Here is an 18,476-nt window from a genome sequence, read left to right as displayed (position 1 = left end):
ATTTTAGCCCTTTGTCAACAATCTGAAGAGACCTTTCAAATAAGGTCTCTTTTTTTAAGGCTGCGGCTTCAGGTGATTCAGTGCCTGCGCCAGTTTTTGATTTTGTTGTTTTTTGTAAAATAGAAAGGCGATGATATGGCCTACTAATGTGAGAAAGGCTATACCGATAAAATAAGGCATGATCCATTCGAGCAGTGTAGTCGAATATAAAGCGACGGCTCCTACTTGAAACCCTAAATTGACGACAGTGGAGATGAGAATGTTGGTGGGTGCTGGAAAGGTAAAGTAGTTCCATAGTAAAGGATACATGACCCCAAAGACGATGCCTGCCAGAGTACCGATGGCAATGATGTGCCACACGTAATGAAAAGAGATAGAGGATGACCATTGAGTGATGGACAGGATGAGTGTCAGCCATACGATAGAGACAAAAGCTGTTTGCATAAATTGATGTTTTAGTTCCTTGATCATTTGAATCGCTCCTTTATATATTTGGCGTAATGACGACTGACGGTGTAGCTGTTTTTCGAGATGGTTTCGACCTCTAAGCGAGCGTACGTACCAGCGACAAAGCTGTCGACTTGCGCTAAATTGAGAATGACTGCATTGTTGATACGATAGAAATGTTCACGCTCTAACGACTTCAGATCCTTCAGCCGTTTACTGAGAAAATACGTCGTACCCTGAGTCGTGATCACCTTTGACATATGTCCAAGCGCAGAGATCGCTTCAATTTGTTCTAATGGTAAAAGAGACTGCCGATCATTTTTTGGATCTTTGACCGTTAGAGATGTACTAGTCTCCAGCATTGATGCCATCTTTTGTAAACGTTCTTGATTATGTGGATGGCTGATGACGTCTACTTCCGTCACATCCTTTTCTTGATTCCAGAAAAAACGAAATTTCATTCATAAACCTCCTCTCACAATGAGCATAGCAATAGATGAAAGCGAATGCGATTGAATGTTGCTTTGATGCAGAAGAATTCTTTTTGTTGCAAAGATTCACCGCGTGTCTGCGGCTTTCCTTTATAATGAAAAGATACTCGTTCGTGAATGGAGGAATGATGTTGTATCTTGTAGATCAACAAAGGACAGGAGCGGTAAAAGAGGAAATTCGGCGGATTGATCCTGCCTATCCAGTGTTCGTAGATGCGATACTCGATGGGGTGATAAAAGGAGATTTATATGTGGATCACCGAGATCACCCGTGTGTCTATTTTGCAGGGACGACAACCGGCATTTATTATGTCGCAGGCAAGACAGAAGCAGCACTCTCATTATGTTCAACGTTCATTGTGGATGTTTATAAAAAGCAGAAAAGAGAGAACAGACGGTTCACTTTGTTTTCAGCAAATCCAGCATCAGATGAGATGATGAAAAAATGCTTCGGTTCCCAACTGAATGAAATGCAAAGACATGCGTATTCTTATGACTTGACCTCTCCTGATCTGATTGTGCCTGATCAAGACGAAATGATCAAACGCACGAATGAACAAGTCATTGCCGCAAGCAAAGTATTCCCATCCAGCTATTATGAAGCATATTGGGGAGGAGTAGATCACTTTTTATCTAATGGCGTCGGAGTTGCCATCTTAAATGGTGAAGATGTGGTCAGTGAATGTGTCTCTATTTTTTTAAGTGAAAAACGTGTGGAAATCGATATATGGACAGATGAAGCCTGCCGTGGAAGAGGGTTGGCTTTGTTAGCAGCTCAGCAAATGATCAGCATCTGTGTTGAAAAAGGGAGGACACCGCATTGGGATTGCGATGTCCATCACGCAACCTCGGCCAAATTGGCAGAGAAGCTAGGTTTTCAGTGGACAAAGACGTATCGCTTATTTTATGCCTCACGCTGAAAAGGTTTTGAGATACCAAGCATCCATGGCAGAATGCTCTGAGCCTTCAATCGGTGCAGGAAGAAGAGAAAAGTCATACCGTTGATAAAGACCAGTAGCGGCTGTTAATTCACTGCGGGTTTCTAAATAACAAGCATCGTAGTATGTAGCGGCATATTGGAGGGCCATATCCATCAGTTTCTTGCCCGCACCTTTGCCTTGTGCTTTTGGACTTAAATAAAGCTTTTGCAGCTCACAAATGCCATCTGTGAAAGGGGCAATGCCAACGCCACCAACAATTTCACCATGTTCTTCGGCAATCCAATAGGCTGCATGAGTCAATGATTGATAGTATTCGAAAAGCTGATCAAGGTGTGGGTCTGTGTAGGCTGTACCTTCAATCGCAAGATTCGCTGATTCTAATGACTGGCGGATAATGGCCGCGATAAAAGGGTTGTCCTGCTTTTGAATCGGTCTAATATTCATTGGAAAAACCTCCGTTGTCATAGGATAAAAAAGAAAAGGAGTTGATGCGATATGTTCTGGTTGCAAACCGTTATTTTTACTGTCATTGTGCTCTGTCTCTCATGGTGGGCGGGAAAAAGACGTAGGCATCGCCATGCCAGGCTAATTGTCCCGATATGTATCACTATGTTTGGATTACTCTTATTGATCGGCAGTTTCTTCATTGGCAGATGGGAAGGGATGGCGCTCAGCATATCAAGCGTCTCTATCGTTCTCTCTTCTATCATTTGTTTGATCATCGTTACAGGGGTTCATCTGTTTAAAAAAGATGACCCTTCGTAGGCTGGGACATCTTTATGATTTGATTCTATCGTATTCCTCACGAAGGATGCCCATCATGATGACATCCGAATAAGCACCGTTGAAATAGAGCGCTTGACGTCTTTTTCCTTCATATTGAAATCCGGCTTTCTCATAGCTTCGAAAGGCTCGTGGGTTATGGGAAAAAACTTCAAGCTCAAGCCGATTGAGTTCTAACGTCTCAAAGGCAAATGTTTGAACCATCCGAACAGCCTCAGTGCCATACCCTTTGTGAAAATGCTCTGGACCATGCAGCGCAATGCGGAAACTTGCCGTATGGTTTATCGGATCAATATCCACAATCGCCGCATCCCCAATCATTTCTTTCGTGTCTAGCAGACAAATAGCAAAGTCTCGTCTACTGTCATCCTGCAGAAAACGGGTATAGGCTGAACGAATTTCTTCTAGTGTGAACGTTTTGCGTGTGCCAGTCATATAAAGTGTTTCTGCATGCTGGCATCCTCTATGAATACCAGGATAATCTTTTTCTTCAATCGGTCTCAAGAATAATCGAGTCATGATGGATCAGCCTCCTCTATATATCGGGAGATTTCAATTAAGTTCATATCAGGATCACGGATATAAATGGATTCAATCGGACCTAATGCACCAGAACGTCTGACCGGACCTTCTTCAATTGGAACAACCTGCTTTCGAAGATGAAGCAATAAACTGTCTATATCTAAATCGGTGATAAAACACAAGTCAGCAGATCCAGGCTTGGGATGAGCAGCTTTTGGTTCAAATTCATGACCCGCTTCATGAAGGTTGATCTTTTGTAAGCCAAAACGAAGGGCTTTACGGCCTTCTCCAAAAGTTTCTTCCTTCATTCCTAATACGTTTGTATAAAAGCGAATGGTTTCCTCCATATGTTGTACAGTCAACACGATATGATCAAGTCGTCGTATCATCAGTCTCTCCTCCAAGTATGATCATTGTTTGAACTGTTTCTATTATATCATCCCTTGAAGAAGATACCTTATTTGATCACGGTTTTATAACTCCAGCTTTCTAGGGACATGTTTTCTCCGTGCAGTACTCTCTCATCAAACTCCGTCCACCCATTTTTTCGATAGAAATGACGATTGGCCTCGTTGTGTGTAATCAGTGTGAACAGTCCGCCGCCTTGCCGGGCGATAAAGGGGAAAAGACATTGCTTTAGCATACGGCTTCCAAGTTTTTTTCCTTGTTGGTCTTTTGCAACGACAAGAGCTTCTAAATACCAGTAAGGTTTCTTTAAGGAAGAACACGCTTTTTTTGCCTCCTTTAACATACGGAACACATGCTGAATCGCCGATATGCCGCCAGTAAAGAGCAGCTTTAACCCACCTGACAGCACATAATCCATGAGTCCTGGTTCAGGAAGACGCGGATGTTTTAACAAGGCGGCAGACACAATTTTCTCGTTCTCAACCCCGACCAAACAGATTTGATGCTGAAAATATACCTTTGTGTTGACCAAATGCAGCTGACGGGCGAAAGCAGAACGCTTGGTAACCTTTTCGCATAATAAATCAAAAAATGAATAGTTCTGAAACGAATCATCTAACAACGCTGCCACTTGAGGCAGTTCATCCTCTCTGGCAAGTCTGAAATGAAGCATATGATGGCCCTCCTTGAACAGATATAGATTATTGAACATGTGTCTATTATAATGAGAGGAAAACAAACCGAACATCGGCAATGAATGATCTCGTGTTCATAAATAGACAGGTAAAGCCAGATTGTTCAAAAATGGAGGGTGTTTCATGAAGGACAGACGAACAATCAAAACCAAAAAGGCGATACGAGAAAGCTTTCTTCAGCTTTTAATGGAAAAAGATGTTCAACAAATTACAGTATCAGAGCTATCTAGAAGAGCGGATTTAGGAAGAGGGACCTTTTATTTGCACTATCAAGATGTGTTTGATTTGCATGAACAGCTTGAGAAGGAACTATTCGATCAGCTTGGCGGACTATACGATGAATCGTTTCCTAGTCAGGACCCGCTTGATATGCTGTCCTTTTTAAACAAAACAACTGAGTATTTAAAAGAAAAACAATTCATGATGACGTTATTTGTCAAACCGAATAGCCCAACGACGAATCAATTTAAAGCGTTTTTTAAAGAAAAAATCATGAAAGAGTGGCAGCTTGATCAGCGTCAGATTACGGAGCGTGAACAGATTGAGGCCTCTTTTGTCGTATCTGGTGCTGTTGGTGTACTGGAAGAATGGATTCATGAAGGGATGACAGTCGAAGCGGGGCAGCTTGCGCACATCTTGTACAAGCTTCTTATGAAGGTAGAACAGGAATCGTAAGAAACGAATGGATCATATATCATTTTTCTATTCATTCTGTTAAAATGGGAATATACGTTCTTATTTGAGGCGGGGAGTGGTGAGATTGAAAAGGAAATTACTATTTTATGGGGCAATGAGCATTGATGGATATTTAGCAAGGGATGATCACCGTTTAGATTGGCTCATAGGCACAGAGGGCGAAGAGGATACGAGATATGAGGAATTTTATGCATCAGTCGATACGCTGATCATGGGAAGGAACACATATGAGCAGATTCTCAAACTTTCACCTGATGTGTTTCCTTATGAAGACAAGACATGTTATATCGTTTCTCGCACTTTACAAGACAGTCATACAGGAACCCACATCGTTCGTGAAGATGTTCTCTCGTTTATCAAAAATTTAAAAAATGAAAAAGGCCAGCATATTTGGATTTTAGGGGGCGGGGAACTGCTTCAAGCATTATTAAAAGAAAAATTAGTCGATGAGCTGTATCTCCAAATCGCACCTGTCATGATTGGAAAAGGAATCCCTCTTTTTCCTCCAACTGAACAGGAATCTAGATTTTCATTACAACAAGTGAATCAATACAAACAAATTGCTGAAATGCATTTTGTGTTAAAAGAAGACCACTAAATCAAAGGGGTCTTTTTTTAATCAAACAAACACGTTGACAAGAAAATATCCTAGTGTTAGGATAAATTTATCCTAGTTTTAGGATTTATTGAAAAAGGAGTAGTTGCCATGGTGCAGCAAGATCAGGAATTAGACTTAAGGCTTTTCCGAGTGTGGATGAAAGCCTACCATGCCCTTTTTGCAAATATCCAAAAAGACATTGAACGTTATGATATCGGATTTGAAAATTTTCAAATTCTTGAATTACTGTATAGTAAGGGACCACATCCCGTTCAAAAAATTAGTGAGATTCTATCCATTCCAAGTGGGAGCATCACCTATGTGGTCAACAAATTAGAAAAACAAGAATTAGTCAAAAGACAATGTGCACCTTCTGATAAACGTGTATTCCATGTATTACTGACAGATAAAGGGAAGCAGCTATTTGACGATATTTTTCCAAAACATACAGATGTCATTTCACAAAATCTGTCCTTTATCGAAACAGAGGAAAAAGAGCAGCTCATTGAATGGTTGAAAAAAATCGGTTTAGGTGCAAAACAACTTCACGAAAAGGGGAAACAAGATGACACACAGCTTTGATACATTGGTACGTGAAAGACGATCAGCATCAAATTTTTTGCCAAATATCTCGATTTCGAGAGAAGAGCTTAATAGTATCTTTGAAGAAGTGAAGCTGGCACCTTCAGCCTTTAATTTACAGCATACGCAATATGTCGTCGTCCAATCAGAAGCGCTTAAAGAGCAAGTAAGAGATGCTGCATTTGGACAATATAAGGTGCATTCCGCTTCAGCAGCGATCATTGTACTCGGCGATCCGAAAGCTTATGAGCAAGCAGGAAACATTTATGAAGGCCTAAAAATGCTCGGCATCTTAAATGCGCAACAATATGAGGAAATGGTCAGAGAGACGATGAGTTTTTATGTGCAGAGAGGATCAGACTTTCAGAAAGAAGAGGCGATTCGCAATGCTTCATTATCTGCCATGCTATTTATGCTTGCCGCCAAAAACAAGGGATGGGATACTTGCCCGATGATCGGCTTTGACCCCGAAGCAATGAAAAAGGTGTTAAACATCGAATCAGATTTGGTTCCTGTATTAATGATTACACTCGGAAAAGAAAAAGTAGAAAGCAGACAAGCGAGAGGCTACCGCAAGCCGGTCTCTGAATTTGTGACATATTTATAAGATAGGGGGTTCCATTCATGGAACTAGGAATTAGTACATTTGTAGAAACAACACCTGATTTTCAAACAGGAAAAACAGTCAGCCACGCACAGCGTATTCGTGAAGTAGTAGAAGAAATTATTTTAGCAGATCAAGTGGGTCTCGACGTTTTTGGTGTAGGGGAGCATCATCGTGAAGATTTTGCCGCATCAAATCCAGCAGTCGTATTAGCAGCTGCGGCAACGCAAACAAAGAATATTCGTCTGACAAGTGCCGTAACTGTTCTTTCATCGGCAGATCCTGTTCGTGTGTTTCAAGATTTTGCGACATTAGATGGCCTTTCTAATGGGCGTGCAGAGATCATGGCTGGCCGTGGATCATTTATTGAATCGTTCCCGCTTTTTGGCTATGACTTAGATGATTATGAAGAATTATTTGAAGAAAAACTAGATTTACTGTTGAAATTACAGCAGTCAGAGCGTGTGACGTGGAGCGGTAAGCACCGTCCAGCCATTCAGGATGTCGGCGTATACCCAAGACCTGTTCAAGATCCGCTTCCCATCTGGATTGGCAGTGGAGGAAACAGAGAATCTGTCGTACGTGCTGGATTATTAGGATTACCACTTGTCCTTGCCATTATTGGCGGCAGCCCTAGACAGTTCGCACCGCTCGTGCAGCTCTACAAGCAAGCTGCGATTCACGCTGGACATGACCCTGAGAAATTAACGGTGGCATCCCATTCACATGGATTTGTTGCTGAGGAAACAGAATTGGCAGCAGATCAATTCTTCCCTTCTACACAGCATGTCATGAATACATTAGCAAGAGAACGAGGCTGGGGACCTTATACCCGTTCTACATTCGATGCAGCAAGAACATTAGAAGGTGCATTGTATGTAGGAGATCCAGATGCGGTAGCAGAGAAAGTGATTCATCTGCGAAAAAATGTAGGCATTACGCGTTTCATGCTGCACGTACCGGTCGGTTCGATGCCGCATGATCAAGTGCTGAAAGCTATTGAGTTATTTGGAAAAGAAGTGGCTCCTAAAGTAAGAGAAGAGGTTGCCCGCTGGGAAGCCGAACAAGCATAACAAAAAAGTCGATCAAGTGAATAGGCTTGATCGACTTTTTCTTATGCTTAAGGATCAATAACACATGGTTTCACTGTAGGGCATGAAGCAGCAGAAGCAAATGGTGTGGCCGTCAAGGTGAAGAGGAAAACAAGTTGAAAACAGATAAGCCATTTTTTCATGAAATCACCTCCGTTATCAATTGTTTCACTAGAAACGAGATGAGGACAAAAGCATAGAAGTATGTAACACCCTCTATCCAGCATAAGACAATAATATCATAATTTTCAAAAAAATGAAAAAATAACTTACGAAAGTTCTAAATTATGGTATGGTTAATATGTTCAACAAAAAAAGGGAGGGATTTTTGTATGAAAAAGGTCATAACTTCTGTTTTGGTTGGAGCAATTGTTTTAACGGGTGCGGGTGTCACCGCTGTCCCGGTAGAAGCGAAGGGGAAAGTAAACAGTGAAGTTACGGTACAAGCAAGTCGAACCGTCTCGGAAACGAGAACATATACGACGTCAAACATCCCATCAAGTATTACATATGCAAAGGATGGATGGGTCGGTATTCTCTATCAATCGTCAATTGAAGAGTTAGGTTTAGGAAAATATAGAGTTACCTTTACTGGAACGGTTGTACGCGATCCAGGATTTAATTAAATAAAATGTAAAGCTGACAGGTGGACAAGCCTGTCAGCTTTTTTTAATGGGGATAATAAAGAATCATTTGCATCCGTACCATCTGTTCTCCTGATTGTTTATACTCATGGGCACGGTCAGCTTTAAACCGAATCGAGTCGCCAGCTTGTAATGTGTATTGCTCATCACCGATTGATAAATCAAGTGCTCCCTCAAACACGGTAATCAATTCCTCTGTACCGCCGATATGTTCTTCCGCACTTAACGACCCATGAGGATCAATTTCTACCTGATAGACTTCAAATTTTCTCAGGTCATCAAATGGGAACGTCGTATATACCCGATACCTTCCCTCGTCCTCTGTTAAAACTTGTCCGTCTTCTTTTCGCACAAACTTAATCTCAGGCTGCGGTGCGTATATGAGTTCACTAAAAGACACCTTCAACCCATTGGCGATTTTCCACAGAGTGGTGATGGTCGGTGTGGATTCTCCTCTTTCGATTTGCCCAATCATCGTTTTACTCACACTTGTTACCTCAGCCATCTTTTCTAGGCTTAATTTCTTTTGCTCTCTTAGCAGTTTGACATTTCTAGCAATAATCGATTGTACATCCTCCATCAAAAAAACTCCTTTCTTCATTTACTTTATAACGACTGAATAGTACAATAAAACGTAATATATACGCAATAAAGACTTTTAAGTCTAAATAACGTATGAAAAGGAGGTAACGATTTGATTGTTTCCATGTTGATTTATGCTTTTGTTACCAGCTTCACCCCTGGGCCGAATAATATCATGGCGATGGTCTTTACGAATAAATATGGGGTCAAGCAAACATTTCGATTTTGTTTAGGGGTTGGGATCGGATTTTTGGTCATTTTATGTTTGAGCGGTTTTTTCAATATGATTCTTTATCAAGTCATGCCGAAAATCGGCTGGGTCATGGCTTTCATCGGAGCCGGTTACATGATCTATTTAGCTGTCAAAATCATGAGAAGTAAAGGCGGAGATGACGAAACACTAGACCGCTATAATCATTTTATCCCGGGGATGCTGCTGCAATTTATTAATCCGAAAGCCATCTTGTATGGGTTAACCGTCATTTCCACTTTTGTTCTGCCGTATGGACAGTCCAATATGCAATACATGTTGTTGACGTTGATTCTCGCCATCATTGGTTTTTTAGGCACATTTAGCTGGAGTTTATTTGGCTCTGTATTCAAGCGTTTTTTGACTCTTTATCAGCGGCCGTTCCAGTTCGTCATGGGGCTGCTGCTTATGTATAGTGCGATTTCGATGATCTGGAGTTATGTCATGTAAGCGGTCAGGAGACTGGCCGCTGCCTGCCCATCACAACCGTATCATAATACATGCCGTCCGCCAGCCGTTTATCTTTTTTAACAAGCCTTCAATCTCAAAGCCATAGTGTTCATATAAACGAATGGCTTTTTGATTGGTTTCCATTACTTGAAGTGACATCTTTTGAATGCCTTGCTGATCTGCCCAGTCGATCGATGCAGCTAAAAGTTCTTTCCCGATGTGATAGCCCCAAGCGGCCTTCTGTACGGCGACGCCAAACGTTACTTTGTGAGCAGAGCGCTTAAGAGAATGCCCTTCGCATCTTGAAAAACCGACAATGTCTCCTTCAATATCTGCAACTAAAAAGAGATGACGGCATTCCTTGGAATCCTCTTGAATCAACGCCTAGAACCCTTTCTCATCAATAAAAGCTTCACCCGGTTCACGATCTAAATATTCGGTTTCACCATCGATTTTCAGTCTGAGAGCTGATAACTGTTTGGCATCTGCTGATGCAGCAGAGCGAATACGATAGGTCACACCACGTACAGTGAACATACTTTCAGAAATGATCATTGAACAAACCACCAACCTTTCATTCCATTATGTCTATCATACCTGAAACGCGCACACAGCACACTCAGATGTTTTGTCATGTGCAAAAAGGATAAATAAACAGTATCAAACGTGGAGGTGGAACAAATGAGTGAACAAAATGGACATATGGATAAAGCGAAAGGAAAAACAAATCAAGTCAAAGGTCAAGTGAAAGAAAAACTTGGCGAAGCGACAGATCATGAAAACCTGAAAGCAGAAGGAAAGAAAGATCAAGTAAAAGGAAAGCTTCAAGATAAAAAAGGTGAGGTGAAAAATAAGCTGAATCAGTAGTTTGCGTATACTTGCACTCGCCCCATGTATCCATCATCACATTCCTTTCATCAATAAAATCAATAGGTGTGTGAAAAGAATTGATTATAAATTCTCGCTTCCGTCATGTAGACTTTAAATAGAAGACATGAACAAGGGAGATGGATGACTTGGAGCAAGTATGGGGGAAAGTTGACGAGTATATCAAAGACAAATTGATGGCTAAAGATGACGTATTGGAGCAAACTCTTATCAAGAATAAGCAAGCCGGGTTACCAGAAATAGATGTGTCGCCGGCCCAAGGGAAACTGCTTTATTTGTTAGCAAAAACCAAGGGTGCAAAGCGCATTTTAGAAATCGGTACACTTGGCGGTTATAGTACCATTTGGCTTGCCCGTGCACTTGAAGAAGATGGAGAACTTTTGACATTAGAGGCTGTCAGTCATCATGCAGAAACAGCACAGCAAAACATAGACAGAGCAGGCCTAGCAGAACGTGTCACCATTTTACAAGGAAAAGCGTTAGATACTTTATCTCAGTTAAAAGAGCAGGATACGCTCCCGTTCGATTTGATTTTCATTGATGCAGACAAACCAAACAACCCGCAATATTTGAAGTGGGCGTTACATTTCTCAAAAAAGGGAACAGTCATTATTGCAGACAATGTGGTCAGAAATGGAGCAGTTCTTCATGCCTCTGATCAAGATGAGCGAGTGAAGGGAACGCGTGAATTCTTCGATTTACTCAAACAAGAGTCGAGAATTGAGGCAACCGCTATTCAAACTGTTGGCGAAAAAGGCTATGACGGCTTTATATACGGTATCGTAAAATGAAAAAAGCTTAACCGCATCCGGTTAAGCTTTTTCTATTAGAAAAACCATCTAGCTGTGCCCATCAGCATGACGCCTACTAGGACGGTGAGGGACAAGCTTTTTGTCCAAACAGCGATTAACACAGTTGGAACCAAGACAGCAAGGTACATCCAGTGAATGGTGACGCCTGCTGTAGTATGTATGAAAAGATGCTCTGCAATCAAAGCCGTAAATATACAAATGGGGATAAACGATAACCATTTGAGCACCACTTCTGGCATCTGGATACTCCTCACAAATAAAAATGGAACGACTCTTGGGATGATGGTCACAATCATACAGCCAAGAATGAGCCATAACATAAAACTACTAATCATTTATCTGTCACCACCCCAATAGTGGCAACAAGCACAGTTGCCAACAAAACAGCCACGTGTGAAGGAACAAAATGAAGCAGCACAAACATCGCAACAAACATATATAAAACAAGTGACAAGCGATGGGTTAGCTTATTTTTGGGCACCGTCTGTAAAGAAAGAATGAGCAGCGCAGCAAACATCGCGGATAAGGCAAAATCAAGACCAAGCGCCTCTGGATTTGAAATCCAGTGTCCGAATATTCCGCCAAGTGTACACGCAGCAATCCAGCATAAATAAGCTGTAATATTCAGTCCATGCATCCATCTGTTATTCAATTTTCCTTGCTGTGCTAATTTATTCATCGCTACGCCAAAGGATTCATCAGTAAGCAGAAGACCAAACCCGATGTTCTGCTTTACAGAGTAGCGTGTAAAATGAGGGGCAAGCGTAAGACTGAGTAACAAATGCCGTAAATTGACAATGAACGTGGTGAAAATAATAGCGGAAAGGGGGCTTCCTGTCACAAGTAATGCACAGATGATAAACTGTGAAGCGCCAGCATATATAAAGATAGATAACAGCGCGATTTCCCATATACTTAACTGCGAACTAATGCCAACAATTCCAAAGGCAAACCCAATGCTCATATAACCAAGCAAGGTTGGCACACAATCTTTTATTCCCTCAAGAAACGGTTCGTTTCCGGCAGTGGGAATGTGTTTCCTAGCTTCAACATCCAAATACCTCTACTCCTTTTCTATGTAAACATCAATTGTTTTACTTACTATAAGAAAACGAATTCATCATGTCAATCCTATTGAACTTCTATTATATGAAGAAACATGGCGATAAAAAGGATTGAAGTGAACCAGATTTTGTTATAAAGTAATCAGAAAATAAACACAATTGGGGTGACTGATATGCAATGGAAGCCTTTATTTGAACATGATGTACCAAATCACCTCCGTCCATAACGGAGAGTGATCTCCGTTTGTGGATATCGCAGTGAATATATCCAGTAACGGAGGGGAAAAAATGAATGGAAAATATATAGGAGCCCTCTACTTAGCGTTAGCTGCTAGTATTTGGGGCGGTATGTATGTAGTGGTCAAAGTAACAGTTGCGGTTGTCCCGCCACTTGAGCTCGTCTGGATGAGATATGCAGTAGCTGGAGTCGTTCTTGTGTTCACGATTTGGCGTTTGGGCTACTCTTTTCGGTTAGACAAAAAGGATATCCCGCTGATTGTGTCGATTGGATTGATTGGCAACTTTCTTTCGATCGTGACCCAAGAAATTGGCACAATGTATACGTCTGCACAAATGGGTGCCGTCATCACATCGGCCACACCTGCTTTTATGGTGCTTTTCGCTTTCTTTCTATTAAAAGAATCTTTCACAATGAGAAAGTGTGTCTCCATTCTGCTTGCTACAGTAGGTGTGCTGACGATGATTGGGCCTGTCGCTGTTCAAACGGATGAGTTTGTTGGCGGTCTTTCACTGGTTATTGCTGCATTAACATGGGCGCTGATGTCTGTTCTTTTGAAACGAGTTCCAGGAAAGTATCCTCAAGTAGTGACGACAACATATGCGATCATTGTGGCCTTTATCGTATTAACACCACCTGTCTTGTTTCGTTTGCCTCATCTTGATGTGCATCAAATGGCAAGACCGGAAATATGGGGCGGCATTCTGTATCTAGGTATCATCTCAACGGCCCTTGCTTTCTTTTTGTGGAATAGAGGGCTTCAACTGATGGACGCTTCAAGCGGTGGTCTATTTTTCTTCTTTCAACCAATCGTTGGCACGGTCCTTGGATGGCTGCTTCTAGGTGAAGAGATGGGCTTACGTTCGTTTGTTGGGATTTTGTGTATTTTCGCAGGTGTATATACTGTCCTGCGTCAGAGAGAGTAAGATGAGATTCCCCTTGAAGAAGGGGAATTTTCTTTACAATGAATAGATGAGAGTTTCATAGAAGGTGGAGGTGAGCAGGGATGATCCAGTATCCATTTTTGCAAAAAGGACAAACGATTGGGGTGACAGCACCTTCCTCAGGTGTGCAGCCCTCTTTGCATGATATGTTTCAACTGTCTTGCGATCGGATGAAAAAAAGAGGCTATGAAGTCATATGTGGAGAGACAGTATGGCAGCAGGAAAAAGCGAAATCAGCCCCTGCAATCAAGCGAGCAAATGAGTTACAGCGGATGATGACTTGTCATGAGATTGACCACATCATCCCGCCATGGGGCGGACAGCTGCTTATTGAAGTGTTAGAGCATCTTGATTTCTCAGTGATGCAAAAAAAGTGGATTCTTGGTTACTCAGATACAAGTCTCCTTCTATTAGCTTTGACATTAAACACAGGCATTGCGACAGCGCATGGACCGAACCTTGTGGATCTTCAGGGGGAAGAGCTTGATCAGGTGACGGCTATGTGGGAACAAATACTTTCCACTCCAGAGAAAAAGGACGTTACTCAATTTTCTTCTGATATGTATCAAAAGGAATGGCAGTATGACCATCCAAGCATTCATGTCTTTCATTTAACCGAGCCAACCGCATGGCGTACTGTTGATCACTTAGAGACGACGATGAAGGGAAGACTGATGGGTGGCTGTATTGATGTGATCCGGCACTTAGCTGGCACGCCTTTTGGAGATGTCAAAGCTTTTCAAGAAACATACCTGAAAGGTGAACCCATTCTATGGTATTTTGAAAACTGTGAATTAAATGCTGCGAGCATGAAGAGGTCTCTTGTTCAATTAAAACTAGCAGGCTGGTTTGATCATTGCTCTGGAATCATGTTTGGCAGGAGTGCAGTGGACACTCCTGTGGAAGGATATGAATATACGGATCTATATGAAGAATTGCATAAGGAATTACACATACCGATTGTTTACGATATTGATTGTGGACACGTACCGCCTCAAATGACCCTCATTAACGGAGCATACGCGGAGGTGCAGTTGCAACAAGAAGGTAAAGCCGTGCTGAAGCAGACATTTTTGCCATAAAAAAAGGAAAGGGCGACCCCTTTCCTTCATAAAAAAACATTACATTCCTTTTGTTTCTTCACCTGCTTTTGGAACTTCCCATGCAGACTCTCGGAATACTTTTTCCCATTTAGAAACGACAATACAGGCAACCGCATGTCCAGGAACATTCACGCCTGTTCGAGCCATATCCATAATCCGATCAACACCGGCGATAATAGCGACACCTTCTGCTGGCAGACCTACTGCATGAGCTGTTGCCAAAAGAACGACAAGTGACCCAGACGGGACAGCTGCAATGCCTTTACTTGTTAAAACAAGGACAAGCATCATGAGGAGCTGCTGTGATAAACTCATATCGACACCAAACGCTTGTGCAAGAAACACACAGGAAACCGATAAATATAAACTTGAACCATCGCAATTAAGAGAAAGACCTGACGGGATGACGAAGGAAACGATTCTTTTTGGACAGCCGTATTTCTCCATCCGTGACATGAGCTGTGGAAGAACAGTTTCTGTACTTGTAGTAGAAAAGGCCACTAAAAACAAATCCCAAATCATTTTCAACACTTCGAAGTAGTTAAAACGGAAGATCAGTGCGACAAGAGGGAACAAAACAAATAGAATAATAAACAATCCTAAGAAAACAGTGCCAACAAGTTTCATCATAGGAATGAGTAAAACAATGCCGTATTGTCCGACAGAAGCTGCCATTAATGCTAAAACTCCAATAGGAGCTGTCACCATGACCATTTGTGTGAGCTTAAACATAATTTGTGCTACTGATTCAAAGAAGGTAAGGACAGGAGCGGAAGCTTTCCCAATGCCGCTTGCGGCTACACCGAATAAAATAGCGAAGAAAATCACTGCTAGTAAATCATTTTGAGCCATGACATCGATGATATTGGTTGGAATGATGTCTAAAACCATCTGTTTAAAATCGACGACCTTTTGAGTATAACCATCGAGTTCCCCAATATCTTTCTTAGCTAATTGAGAGAAATCAAGTCCAACGCCTGGCTTTAACACGTTGGCCAATAAAAGTCCGATTCCAAGAACGATGGTCGTAATGACTTCAAACCAAATGATTGTCTTTAATCCGAGACTGCCCATTTTCTTCATTCCACCGCTGCCAGCTGCGCCGATGACAATCGTAGAGAAAACAATAGGGACTACAATCATTTTAATCAATCGGATAAAGCCATCCCCAATGGGCCGCAGTGCCATTCCGAAATCAGGGAAGAAGTGGCCGATAAGAGCTCCTATCACCAAAGCGATCATGATTTGAAAAGCGACAAACTTTTTCATCATCTCCTACCTCCTTTAAATGCATGGAAAATATTAAGAATTTTCCAATAAATAAAAATTCTAGGTGGTCATGTTTTGTCCTCCTTTGGATTTAGAAAGATTTTATTTAAGAATCATTAGAATTATGAAGAAAGAAATGAAAATAGGGCGATTGAAACTCTATTTATCTAACAAAAGAGCACTTCTTAAAAAACATTAAACTTTTTTAGAAAAATGTATTGACCCTTTTGTATGATTCATGGTATATTTTTATTCGTCGCTGATGACGCATCTGAAACACTGATGCTCAGACAGATACGATAAACAAACTTCAAAAAGATGTTGACTTAATAAAAACGATATGTTAAGATAATTAAGTCGCCTGATTAAGCGCCCGTAGCTCAATTGGATAGAGCGTTTGACTACGGATCAAAAGGTTAGGGGTTCGACTCCTCTCGGGCGCGCCAATAACATTTAACCACGCGGGTGTAGTTTAGTGGTAAAACCTCAGCCTTCCAAGCTGATGTCGTGAGTTCGATTCTCATCACCCGCTCCATTTTAAAAGATGATCTTTGAAAACTAAACAAGACAAAACGTACCTGTTAATTCGAGTTTTTATAAAAAAATCCTATGATACATCATAGGTAGTCAGTCAAACGCTGACGAGGCAGGAGATGATCACATGCTAAGTTCGCTACATCGTGTAGCAACGCATGTGTGATATGCATCCTGCATACCTCGGAGAGTTTGATCCTGGCTCAGGACGAACGCTGGCGGCGTGCCTAATACATGCAAGTCGAGCGGACAGAAGGGAGCTTGCTCCCGGATGTTAGCGGCGGACGGGTGAGTAACACGTGGGTAACCTGCCTGTAAGACTGGGATAACTCCGGGAAACCGGAGCTAATACCGGATAGTTCCTTGAACCGCATGGTTCAAGGATGAAAGACGGTTTCGGCTGTCACTTACAGATGGACCCGCGGCGCATTAGCTAGTTGGTGAGGTAACGGCTCACCAAGGCGACGATGCGTAGCCGACCTGAGAGGGTGATCGGCCACACTGGGACTGAGACACGGCCCAGACTCCTACGGGAGGCAGCAGTAGGGAATCTTCCGCAATGGACGAAAGTCTGACGGAGCAACGCCGCGTGAGTGATGAAGGTTTTCGGATCGTAAAGCTCTGTTGTTAGGGAAGAACAAGTGCAAGAGTAACTGCTTGCACCTTGACGGTACCTAACCAGAAAGCCACGGCTAACTACGTGCCAGCAGCCGCGGTAATACGTAGGTGGCAAGCGTTGTCCGGAATTATTGGGCGTAAAGGGCTCGCAGGCGGTTTCTTAAGTCTGATGTGAAAGCCCCCGGCTCAACCGGGGAGGGTCATTGGAAACTGGGAAACTTGAGTGCAGAAGAGGAGAGTGGAATTCCACGTGTAGCGGTGAAATGCGTAGAGATGTGGAGGAACACCAGTGGCGAAGGCGACTCTCTGGTCTGTAACTGACGCTGAGGAGCGAAAGCGTGGGGAGCGAACAGGATTAGATACCCTGGTAGTCCACGCCGTAAACGATGAGTGCTAAGTGTTAGGGGGTTTCCGCCCCTTAGTGCTGCAGCTAACGCATTAAGCACTCCGCCTGGGGAGTACGGTCGCAAGACTGAAACTCAAAGGAATTGACGGGGGCCCGCACAAGCGGTGGAGCATGTGGTTTAATTCGAAGCAACGCGAAGAACCTTACCAGGTCTTGACATCCTCTGACAACCCTAGAGATAGGGCTTTCCCTTCGGGGACAGAGTGACAGGTGGTGCATGGTTGTCGTCAGCTCGTGTCGTGAGATGTTGGGTTAAGTCCCGCAACGAGCGCAACCCTTGATCTTAGTTGCCAGCATTCAGTTGGGCACTCTAAGGTGACTGCCGGTGACAAACCGGAGGAAGGTGGGGATGACGTCAAATCATCATGCCCCTTATGACCTGGGCTACACACGTGCTACAATGGACAGAACAAAGGGCTGCGAGACCGCAAGGTTTAGCCAATCCCACAAATCTGTTCTCAGTTCGGATCGCAGTCTGCAACTCGACTGCGTGAAGCTGGAATCGCTAGTAATCGCGGATCAGCATGCCGCGGTGAATACGTTCCCGGGCCTTGTACACACCGCCCGTCACACCACGAGAGTTTGCAACACCCGAAGTCGGTGAGGTAACCTTTATGGAGCCAGCCGCCGAAGGTGGGGCAGATGATTGGGGTGAAGTCGTAACAAGGTAGCCGTATCGGAAGGTGCGGCTGGATCACCTCCTTTCTAAGGATATATGGAGCAGCGTACGTTTTTCGTCTTGTTTAGTTTTGAAGGATCATTCCTTCAAACATGTCTCTAGCGAGACAGGATTGTTCTTTGAAAACTAGATAACAA

At 42.6% G+C, this 18,476-nt stretch carries 23 protein-coding genes, 2 tRNA genes, 1 rRNA gene and 1 pseudogene; 16 read left to right on the top strand and 11 right to left on the bottom strand.

The features are described from left to right. Window positions 1–54: 54 nt before the first annotated feature. Both LCD32_RS03205 and LCD32_RS03200 read right to left on the bottom strand, forming a co-directional pair. The gene (locus tag LCD32_RS03205; protein ID WP_035704272.1) at window positions 55–471 is read right to left on the bottom strand and encodes a hypothetical protein; all 417 of its coding nucleotides are present in this window, start codon (window positions 469–471) and stop codon (window positions 55–57) included. Then, window positions 468–908, bottom strand: a complete 441-nt coding sequence (locus LCD32_RS03200; RefSeq protein WP_035704274.1) for a LytTR family DNA-binding domain-containing protein — start codon at window positions 906–908, stop codon at window positions 468–470. Before LCD32_RS03200 ends, LCD32_RS03205 begins: the two co-directional genes overlap by 4 nt. Before the next feature lie 161 nt (window positions 909–1,069). Here LCD32_RS03200 and LCD32_RS03195 point away from each other — a divergent pair, with 161 nt between their 5' ends. After that, a complete protein-coding gene (locus LCD32_RS03195; RefSeq protein ID WP_318010833.1) occupies window positions 1,070–1,858 on the top strand; it encodes a GNAT family N-acetyltransferase in 789 nt (262 codons plus the stop codon). On the opposite strand, the gene LCD32_RS03190 is transcribed toward LCD32_RS03195, so the two are convergent. Then, window positions 1,850–2,323 carry a GNAT family N-acetyltransferase gene (locus LCD32_RS03190; RefSeq protein WP_017366687.1) on the bottom strand — a complete coding sequence of 158 codons (474 nt, stop codon included), beginning with the start codon at window positions 2,321–2,323 and terminating at the stop codon, window positions 1,850–1,852. The genes LCD32_RS03195 and LCD32_RS03190 overlap by 9 nt on opposite strands. A gap of 51 nt (window positions 2,324–2,374) precedes the next feature. On the opposite strand from LCD32_RS03190, the gene LCD32_RS03185 reads away from it, so the two are divergent. After that, window positions 2,375–2,644 carry a YesK-like family protein gene (locus LCD32_RS03185; protein WP_017358437.1) on the top strand — a complete coding sequence of 90 codons (270 nt, stop codon included), beginning with the start codon at window positions 2,375–2,377 and terminating at the stop codon, window positions 2,642–2,644. A gap of 12 nt (window positions 2,645–2,656) precedes the next feature. Here the strand turns inward: LCD32_RS03185 and LCD32_RS03180 are convergent, their stop codons facing one another. The 3 genes from LCD32_RS03180 to LCD32_RS03170 all read right to left on the bottom strand — a co-directional run bounded on the left by LCD32_RS03180 (window position 2,657) and on the right by LCD32_RS03170 (window position 4,265). After that, the gene (locus tag LCD32_RS03180; protein ID WP_008346711.1) at window positions 2,657–3,181 is read right to left on the bottom strand and encodes a GNAT family N-acetyltransferase; all 525 of its coding nucleotides are present in this window, start codon (window positions 3,179–3,181) and stop codon (window positions 2,657–2,659) included. Next, the gene (locus LCD32_RS03175; RefSeq protein WP_017358436.1) at window positions 3,178–3,573 is read right to left on the bottom strand and encodes a VOC family protein; all 396 of its coding nucleotides are present in this window, start codon (window positions 3,571–3,573) and stop codon (window positions 3,178–3,180) included. Before LCD32_RS03175 ends, LCD32_RS03180 begins: the two co-directional genes overlap by 4 nt. A gap of 68 nt (window positions 3,574–3,641) precedes the next feature. Continuing rightward, window positions 3,642–4,265, bottom strand: a complete 624-nt coding sequence (locus LCD32_RS03170; protein ID WP_224562750.1) for a GNAT family N-acetyltransferase — start codon at window positions 4,263–4,265, stop codon at window positions 3,642–3,644. Window positions 4,266–4,410: 145 nt separating this feature from the next. On the opposite strand from LCD32_RS03170, the gene LCD32_RS03165 reads away from it, so the two are divergent. From LCD32_RS03165 to LCD32_RS03140, 6 genes are all read left to right on the top strand, one after another. Next, window positions 4,411–4,962 (top strand): TetR/AcrR family transcriptional regulator, encoded by a 552-nt coding sequence (locus LCD32_RS03165; RefSeq protein ID WP_224562748.1) that lies wholly within the window; start codon window positions 4,411–4,413, stop codon window positions 4,960–4,962. A gap of 115 nt (window positions 4,963–5,077) precedes the next feature. After that, window positions 5,078–5,581: a dihydrofolate reductase family protein gene (locus LCD32_RS03160; protein ID WP_046526822.1), complete on the top strand. Its 504-nt coding sequence runs from the start codon at window positions 5,078–5,080 to the stop codon at window positions 5,579–5,581. Between the two features lie 108 nt (window positions 5,582–5,689). Further along, window positions 5,690–6,163: a MarR family winged helix-turn-helix transcriptional regulator gene (locus LCD32_RS03155; RefSeq protein WP_007496406.1), complete on the top strand. Its 474-nt coding sequence runs from the start codon at window positions 5,690–5,692 to the stop codon at window positions 6,161–6,163. Further along, window positions 6,147–6,770 carry a nitroreductase family protein gene (locus LCD32_RS03150; RefSeq protein WP_039170198.1) on the top strand — a complete coding sequence of 208 codons (624 nt, stop codon included), beginning with the start codon at window positions 6,147–6,149 and terminating at the stop codon, window positions 6,768–6,770. Before LCD32_RS03155 ends, LCD32_RS03150 begins: the two co-directional genes overlap by 17 nt. 17 nt (window positions 6,771–6,787) lie before the next feature. Next, complete coding sequence (locus tag LCD32_RS03145; protein WP_017358431.1) at window positions 6,788–7,840, top strand: LLM class flavin-dependent oxidoreductase; 1,053 nt, start codon at window positions 6,788–6,790, stop codon at window positions 7,838–7,840. Window positions 7,841–8,190: 350 nt separating this feature from the next. Then, complete coding sequence (locus LCD32_RS03140; protein WP_008346693.1) at window positions 8,191–8,484, top strand: hypothetical protein; 294 nt, start codon at window positions 8,191–8,193, stop codon at window positions 8,482–8,484. 43 nt (window positions 8,485–8,527) lie between these two features. Here LCD32_RS03140 and LCD32_RS03135 read toward each other — a convergent pair whose 3' ends face one another. Next, a complete protein-coding gene (locus LCD32_RS03135; RefSeq protein WP_008346691.1) occupies window positions 8,528–9,082 on the bottom strand; it encodes a helix-turn-helix domain-containing protein in 555 nt (184 codons plus the stop codon). A 114-nt stretch (window positions 9,083–9,196) separates the two neighbouring features. On the opposite strand from LCD32_RS03135, the gene LCD32_RS03130 reads away from it, so the two are divergent. Then, a complete protein-coding gene (locus LCD32_RS03130) occupies window positions 9,197–9,784 on the top strand; it encodes a LysE family transporter (protein ID WP_007496397.1) in 588 nt (195 codons plus the stop codon). Window positions 9,785–9,788: 4 nt separating this feature from the next. Here the strand turns inward: LCD32_RS03130 and LCD32_RS03125 are convergent. Next, window positions 9,789–10,339 (bottom strand): annotated as a pseudogene (locus LCD32_RS03125) (N-acetyltransferase family protein). A gap of 126 nt (window positions 10,340–10,465) precedes the next feature. On the opposite strand from LCD32_RS03125, the gene LCD32_RS03120 reads away from it, so the two are divergent. Then, entirely contained in the window at window positions 10,466–10,651 is a 186-nt protein-coding gene (locus LCD32_RS03120) for a CsbD family protein (RefSeq protein WP_041092893.1), read from the top strand. A gap of 149 nt (window positions 10,652–10,800) precedes the next feature. After that, window positions 10,801–11,463 (top strand): O-methyltransferase, encoded by a 663-nt coding sequence (locus LCD32_RS03115; protein WP_025206822.1) that lies wholly within the window; start codon window positions 10,801–10,803, stop codon window positions 11,461–11,463. Window positions 11,464–11,498: 35 nt separating this feature from the next. Here the strand turns inward: LCD32_RS03115 and LCD32_RS03110 are convergent, their stop codons facing one another. Both LCD32_RS03110 and LCD32_RS03105 read right to left on the bottom strand, forming a co-directional pair. After that, a complete protein-coding gene (locus LCD32_RS03110) occupies window positions 11,499–11,819 on the bottom strand; it encodes an AzlD domain-containing protein (RefSeq protein WP_008346681.1) in 321 nt (106 codons plus the stop codon). Beyond that, window positions 11,816–12,541 carry an AzlC family ABC transporter permease gene (locus tag LCD32_RS03105; protein ID WP_007496390.1) on the bottom strand — a complete coding sequence of 242 codons (726 nt, stop codon included), beginning with the start codon at window positions 12,539–12,541 and terminating at the stop codon, window positions 11,816–11,818. Before LCD32_RS03105 ends, LCD32_RS03110 begins: the two co-directional genes overlap by 4 nt. Window positions 12,542–12,836: 295 nt before the next feature. On the opposite strand from LCD32_RS03105, the gene LCD32_RS03100 reads away from it, so the two are divergent. Both LCD32_RS03100 and LCD32_RS03095 read left to right on the top strand, forming a co-directional pair. Next, window positions 12,837–13,712, top strand: a complete 876-nt coding sequence (locus LCD32_RS03100) for a DMT family transporter (RefSeq protein WP_017358425.1) — start codon at window positions 12,837–12,839, stop codon at window positions 13,710–13,712. 80 nt (window positions 13,713–13,792) lie between these two features. Then, window positions 13,793–14,812 (top strand): S66 peptidase family protein, encoded by a 1,020-nt coding sequence (locus LCD32_RS03095; protein WP_046342787.1) that lies wholly within the window; start codon window positions 13,793–13,795, stop codon window positions 14,810–14,812. A gap of 39 nt (window positions 14,813–14,851) precedes the next feature. On the opposite strand, the gene gltP is transcribed toward LCD32_RS03095, so the two are convergent. Then, window positions 14,852–16,102, bottom strand: a complete 1,251-nt coding sequence (gene gltP, locus LCD32_RS03090) for a glutamate-aspartate/proton symporter GltP (RefSeq protein ID WP_024719154.1) — start codon at window positions 16,100–16,102, stop codon at window positions 14,852–14,854. 369 nt (window positions 16,103–16,471) lie between these two features. On the opposite strand from gltP, the gene LCD32_RS03085 reads away from it, so the two are divergent. From LCD32_RS03085 to LCD32_RS03075, 3 genes are all read left to right on the top strand, one after another. After that, window positions 16,472–16,548, top strand: a tRNA-Arg gene (locus tag LCD32_RS03085). Between the two features lie 15 nt (window positions 16,549–16,563). Further along, window positions 16,564–16,637, top strand: a tRNA-Gly gene (locus LCD32_RS03080). Between the two features lie 179 nt (window positions 16,638–16,816). Continuing rightward, a 16S ribosomal RNA gene (locus LCD32_RS03075) occupies window positions 16,817–18,365 on the top strand. Window positions 18,366–18,476 lie beyond the last annotated feature (111 nt).

Origin of the sequence: Bacillus sp. RSS_NA_20 (assembly GCF_020165915.1) — a bacterium.
Lineage (GTDB): Bacteria > Bacillota > Bacilli > Bacillales > Bacillaceae > Bacillus > Bacillus altitudinis.
The sequence above is the reverse complement of the archived record's forward strand: the minus strand, read 5'-3'. Positions and strand labels throughout refer to the sequence as shown.

Excerpts from the sequence above, each read along its gene's own strand:
- LCD32_RS03180 (WP_008346711.1), bottom strand. The coding sequence starts at position 3,181 with ATGACTCGATTATTCTTGAGACCGATTGAAGAAAAAGATTATCCTGGT.
- LCD32_RS03145 (WP_017358431.1), top strand. The coding sequence starts at position 6,788 with ATGGAACTAGGAATTAGTACATTTGTAGAAACAACACCTGATTTTCAA.
- LCD32_RS03190 (WP_017366687.1), bottom strand. The coding sequence starts at position 2,323 with ATGAATATTAGACCGATTCAAAAGCAGGACAACCCTTTTATCGCGGCC.
- gltP (WP_024719154.1), bottom strand. The coding sequence starts at position 16,102 with ATGAAAAAGTTTGTCGCTTTTCAAATCATGATCGCTTTGGTGATAGGA.
- LCD32_RS03150 (WP_039170198.1), top strand. The coding sequence starts at position 6,147 with ATGACACACAGCTTTGATACATTGGTACGTGAAAGACGATCAGCATCA.
- LCD32_RS03185 (WP_017358437.1), top strand. The coding sequence starts at position 2,375 with ATGTTCTGGTTGCAAACCGTTATTTTTACTGTCATTGTGCTCTGTCTC.
- LCD32_RS03200 (WP_035704274.1), bottom strand. The coding sequence starts at position 908 with ATGAAATTTCGTTTTTTCTGGAATCAAGAAAAGGATGTGACGGAAGTA.
- LCD32_RS03120 (WP_041092893.1), top strand. The coding sequence starts at position 10,466 with ATGAGTGAACAAAATGGACATATGGATAAAGCGAAAGGAAAAACAAAT.
- LCD32_RS03170 (WP_224562750.1), bottom strand. The coding sequence starts at position 4,265 with ATGCTTCATTTCAGACTTGCCAGAGAGGATGAACTGCCTCAAGTGGCA.
- LCD32_RS03095 (WP_046342787.1), top strand. The coding sequence starts at position 13,793 with ATGATCCAGTATCCATTTTTGCAAAAAGGACAAACGATTGGGGTGACA.
- LCD32_RS03110 (WP_008346681.1), bottom strand. The coding sequence starts at position 11,819 with ATGATTAGTAGTTTTATGTTATGGCTCATTCTTGGCTGTATGATTGTG.
- LCD32_RS03100 (WP_017358425.1), top strand. The coding sequence starts at position 12,837 with ATGAATGGAAAATATATAGGAGCCCTCTACTTAGCGTTAGCTGCTAGT.
- LCD32_RS03165 (WP_224562748.1), top strand. The coding sequence starts at position 4,411 with ATGAAGGACAGACGAACAATCAAAACCAAAAAGGCGATACGAGAAAGC.
- LCD32_RS03140 (WP_008346693.1), top strand. The coding sequence starts at position 8,191 with ATGAAAAAGGTCATAACTTCTGTTTTGGTTGGAGCAATTGTTTTAACG.
- LCD32_RS03155 (WP_007496406.1), top strand. The coding sequence starts at position 5,690 with ATGGTGCAGCAAGATCAGGAATTAGACTTAAGGCTTTTCCGAGTGTGG.
- LCD32_RS03175 (WP_017358436.1), bottom strand. The coding sequence starts at position 3,573 with ATGATACGACGACTTGATCATATCGTGTTGACTGTACAACATATGGAG.
- LCD32_RS03205 (WP_035704272.1), bottom strand. The coding sequence starts at position 471 with ATGATCAAGGAACTAAAACATCAATTTATGCAAACAGCTTTTGTCTCT.
- LCD32_RS03160 (WP_046526822.1), top strand. The coding sequence starts at position 5,078 with ATGAGCATTGATGGATATTTAGCAAGGGATGATCACCGTTTAGATTGG.
- LCD32_RS03135 (WP_008346691.1), bottom strand. The coding sequence starts at position 9,082 with ATGGAGGATGTACAATCGATTATTGCTAGAAATGTCAAACTGCTAAGA.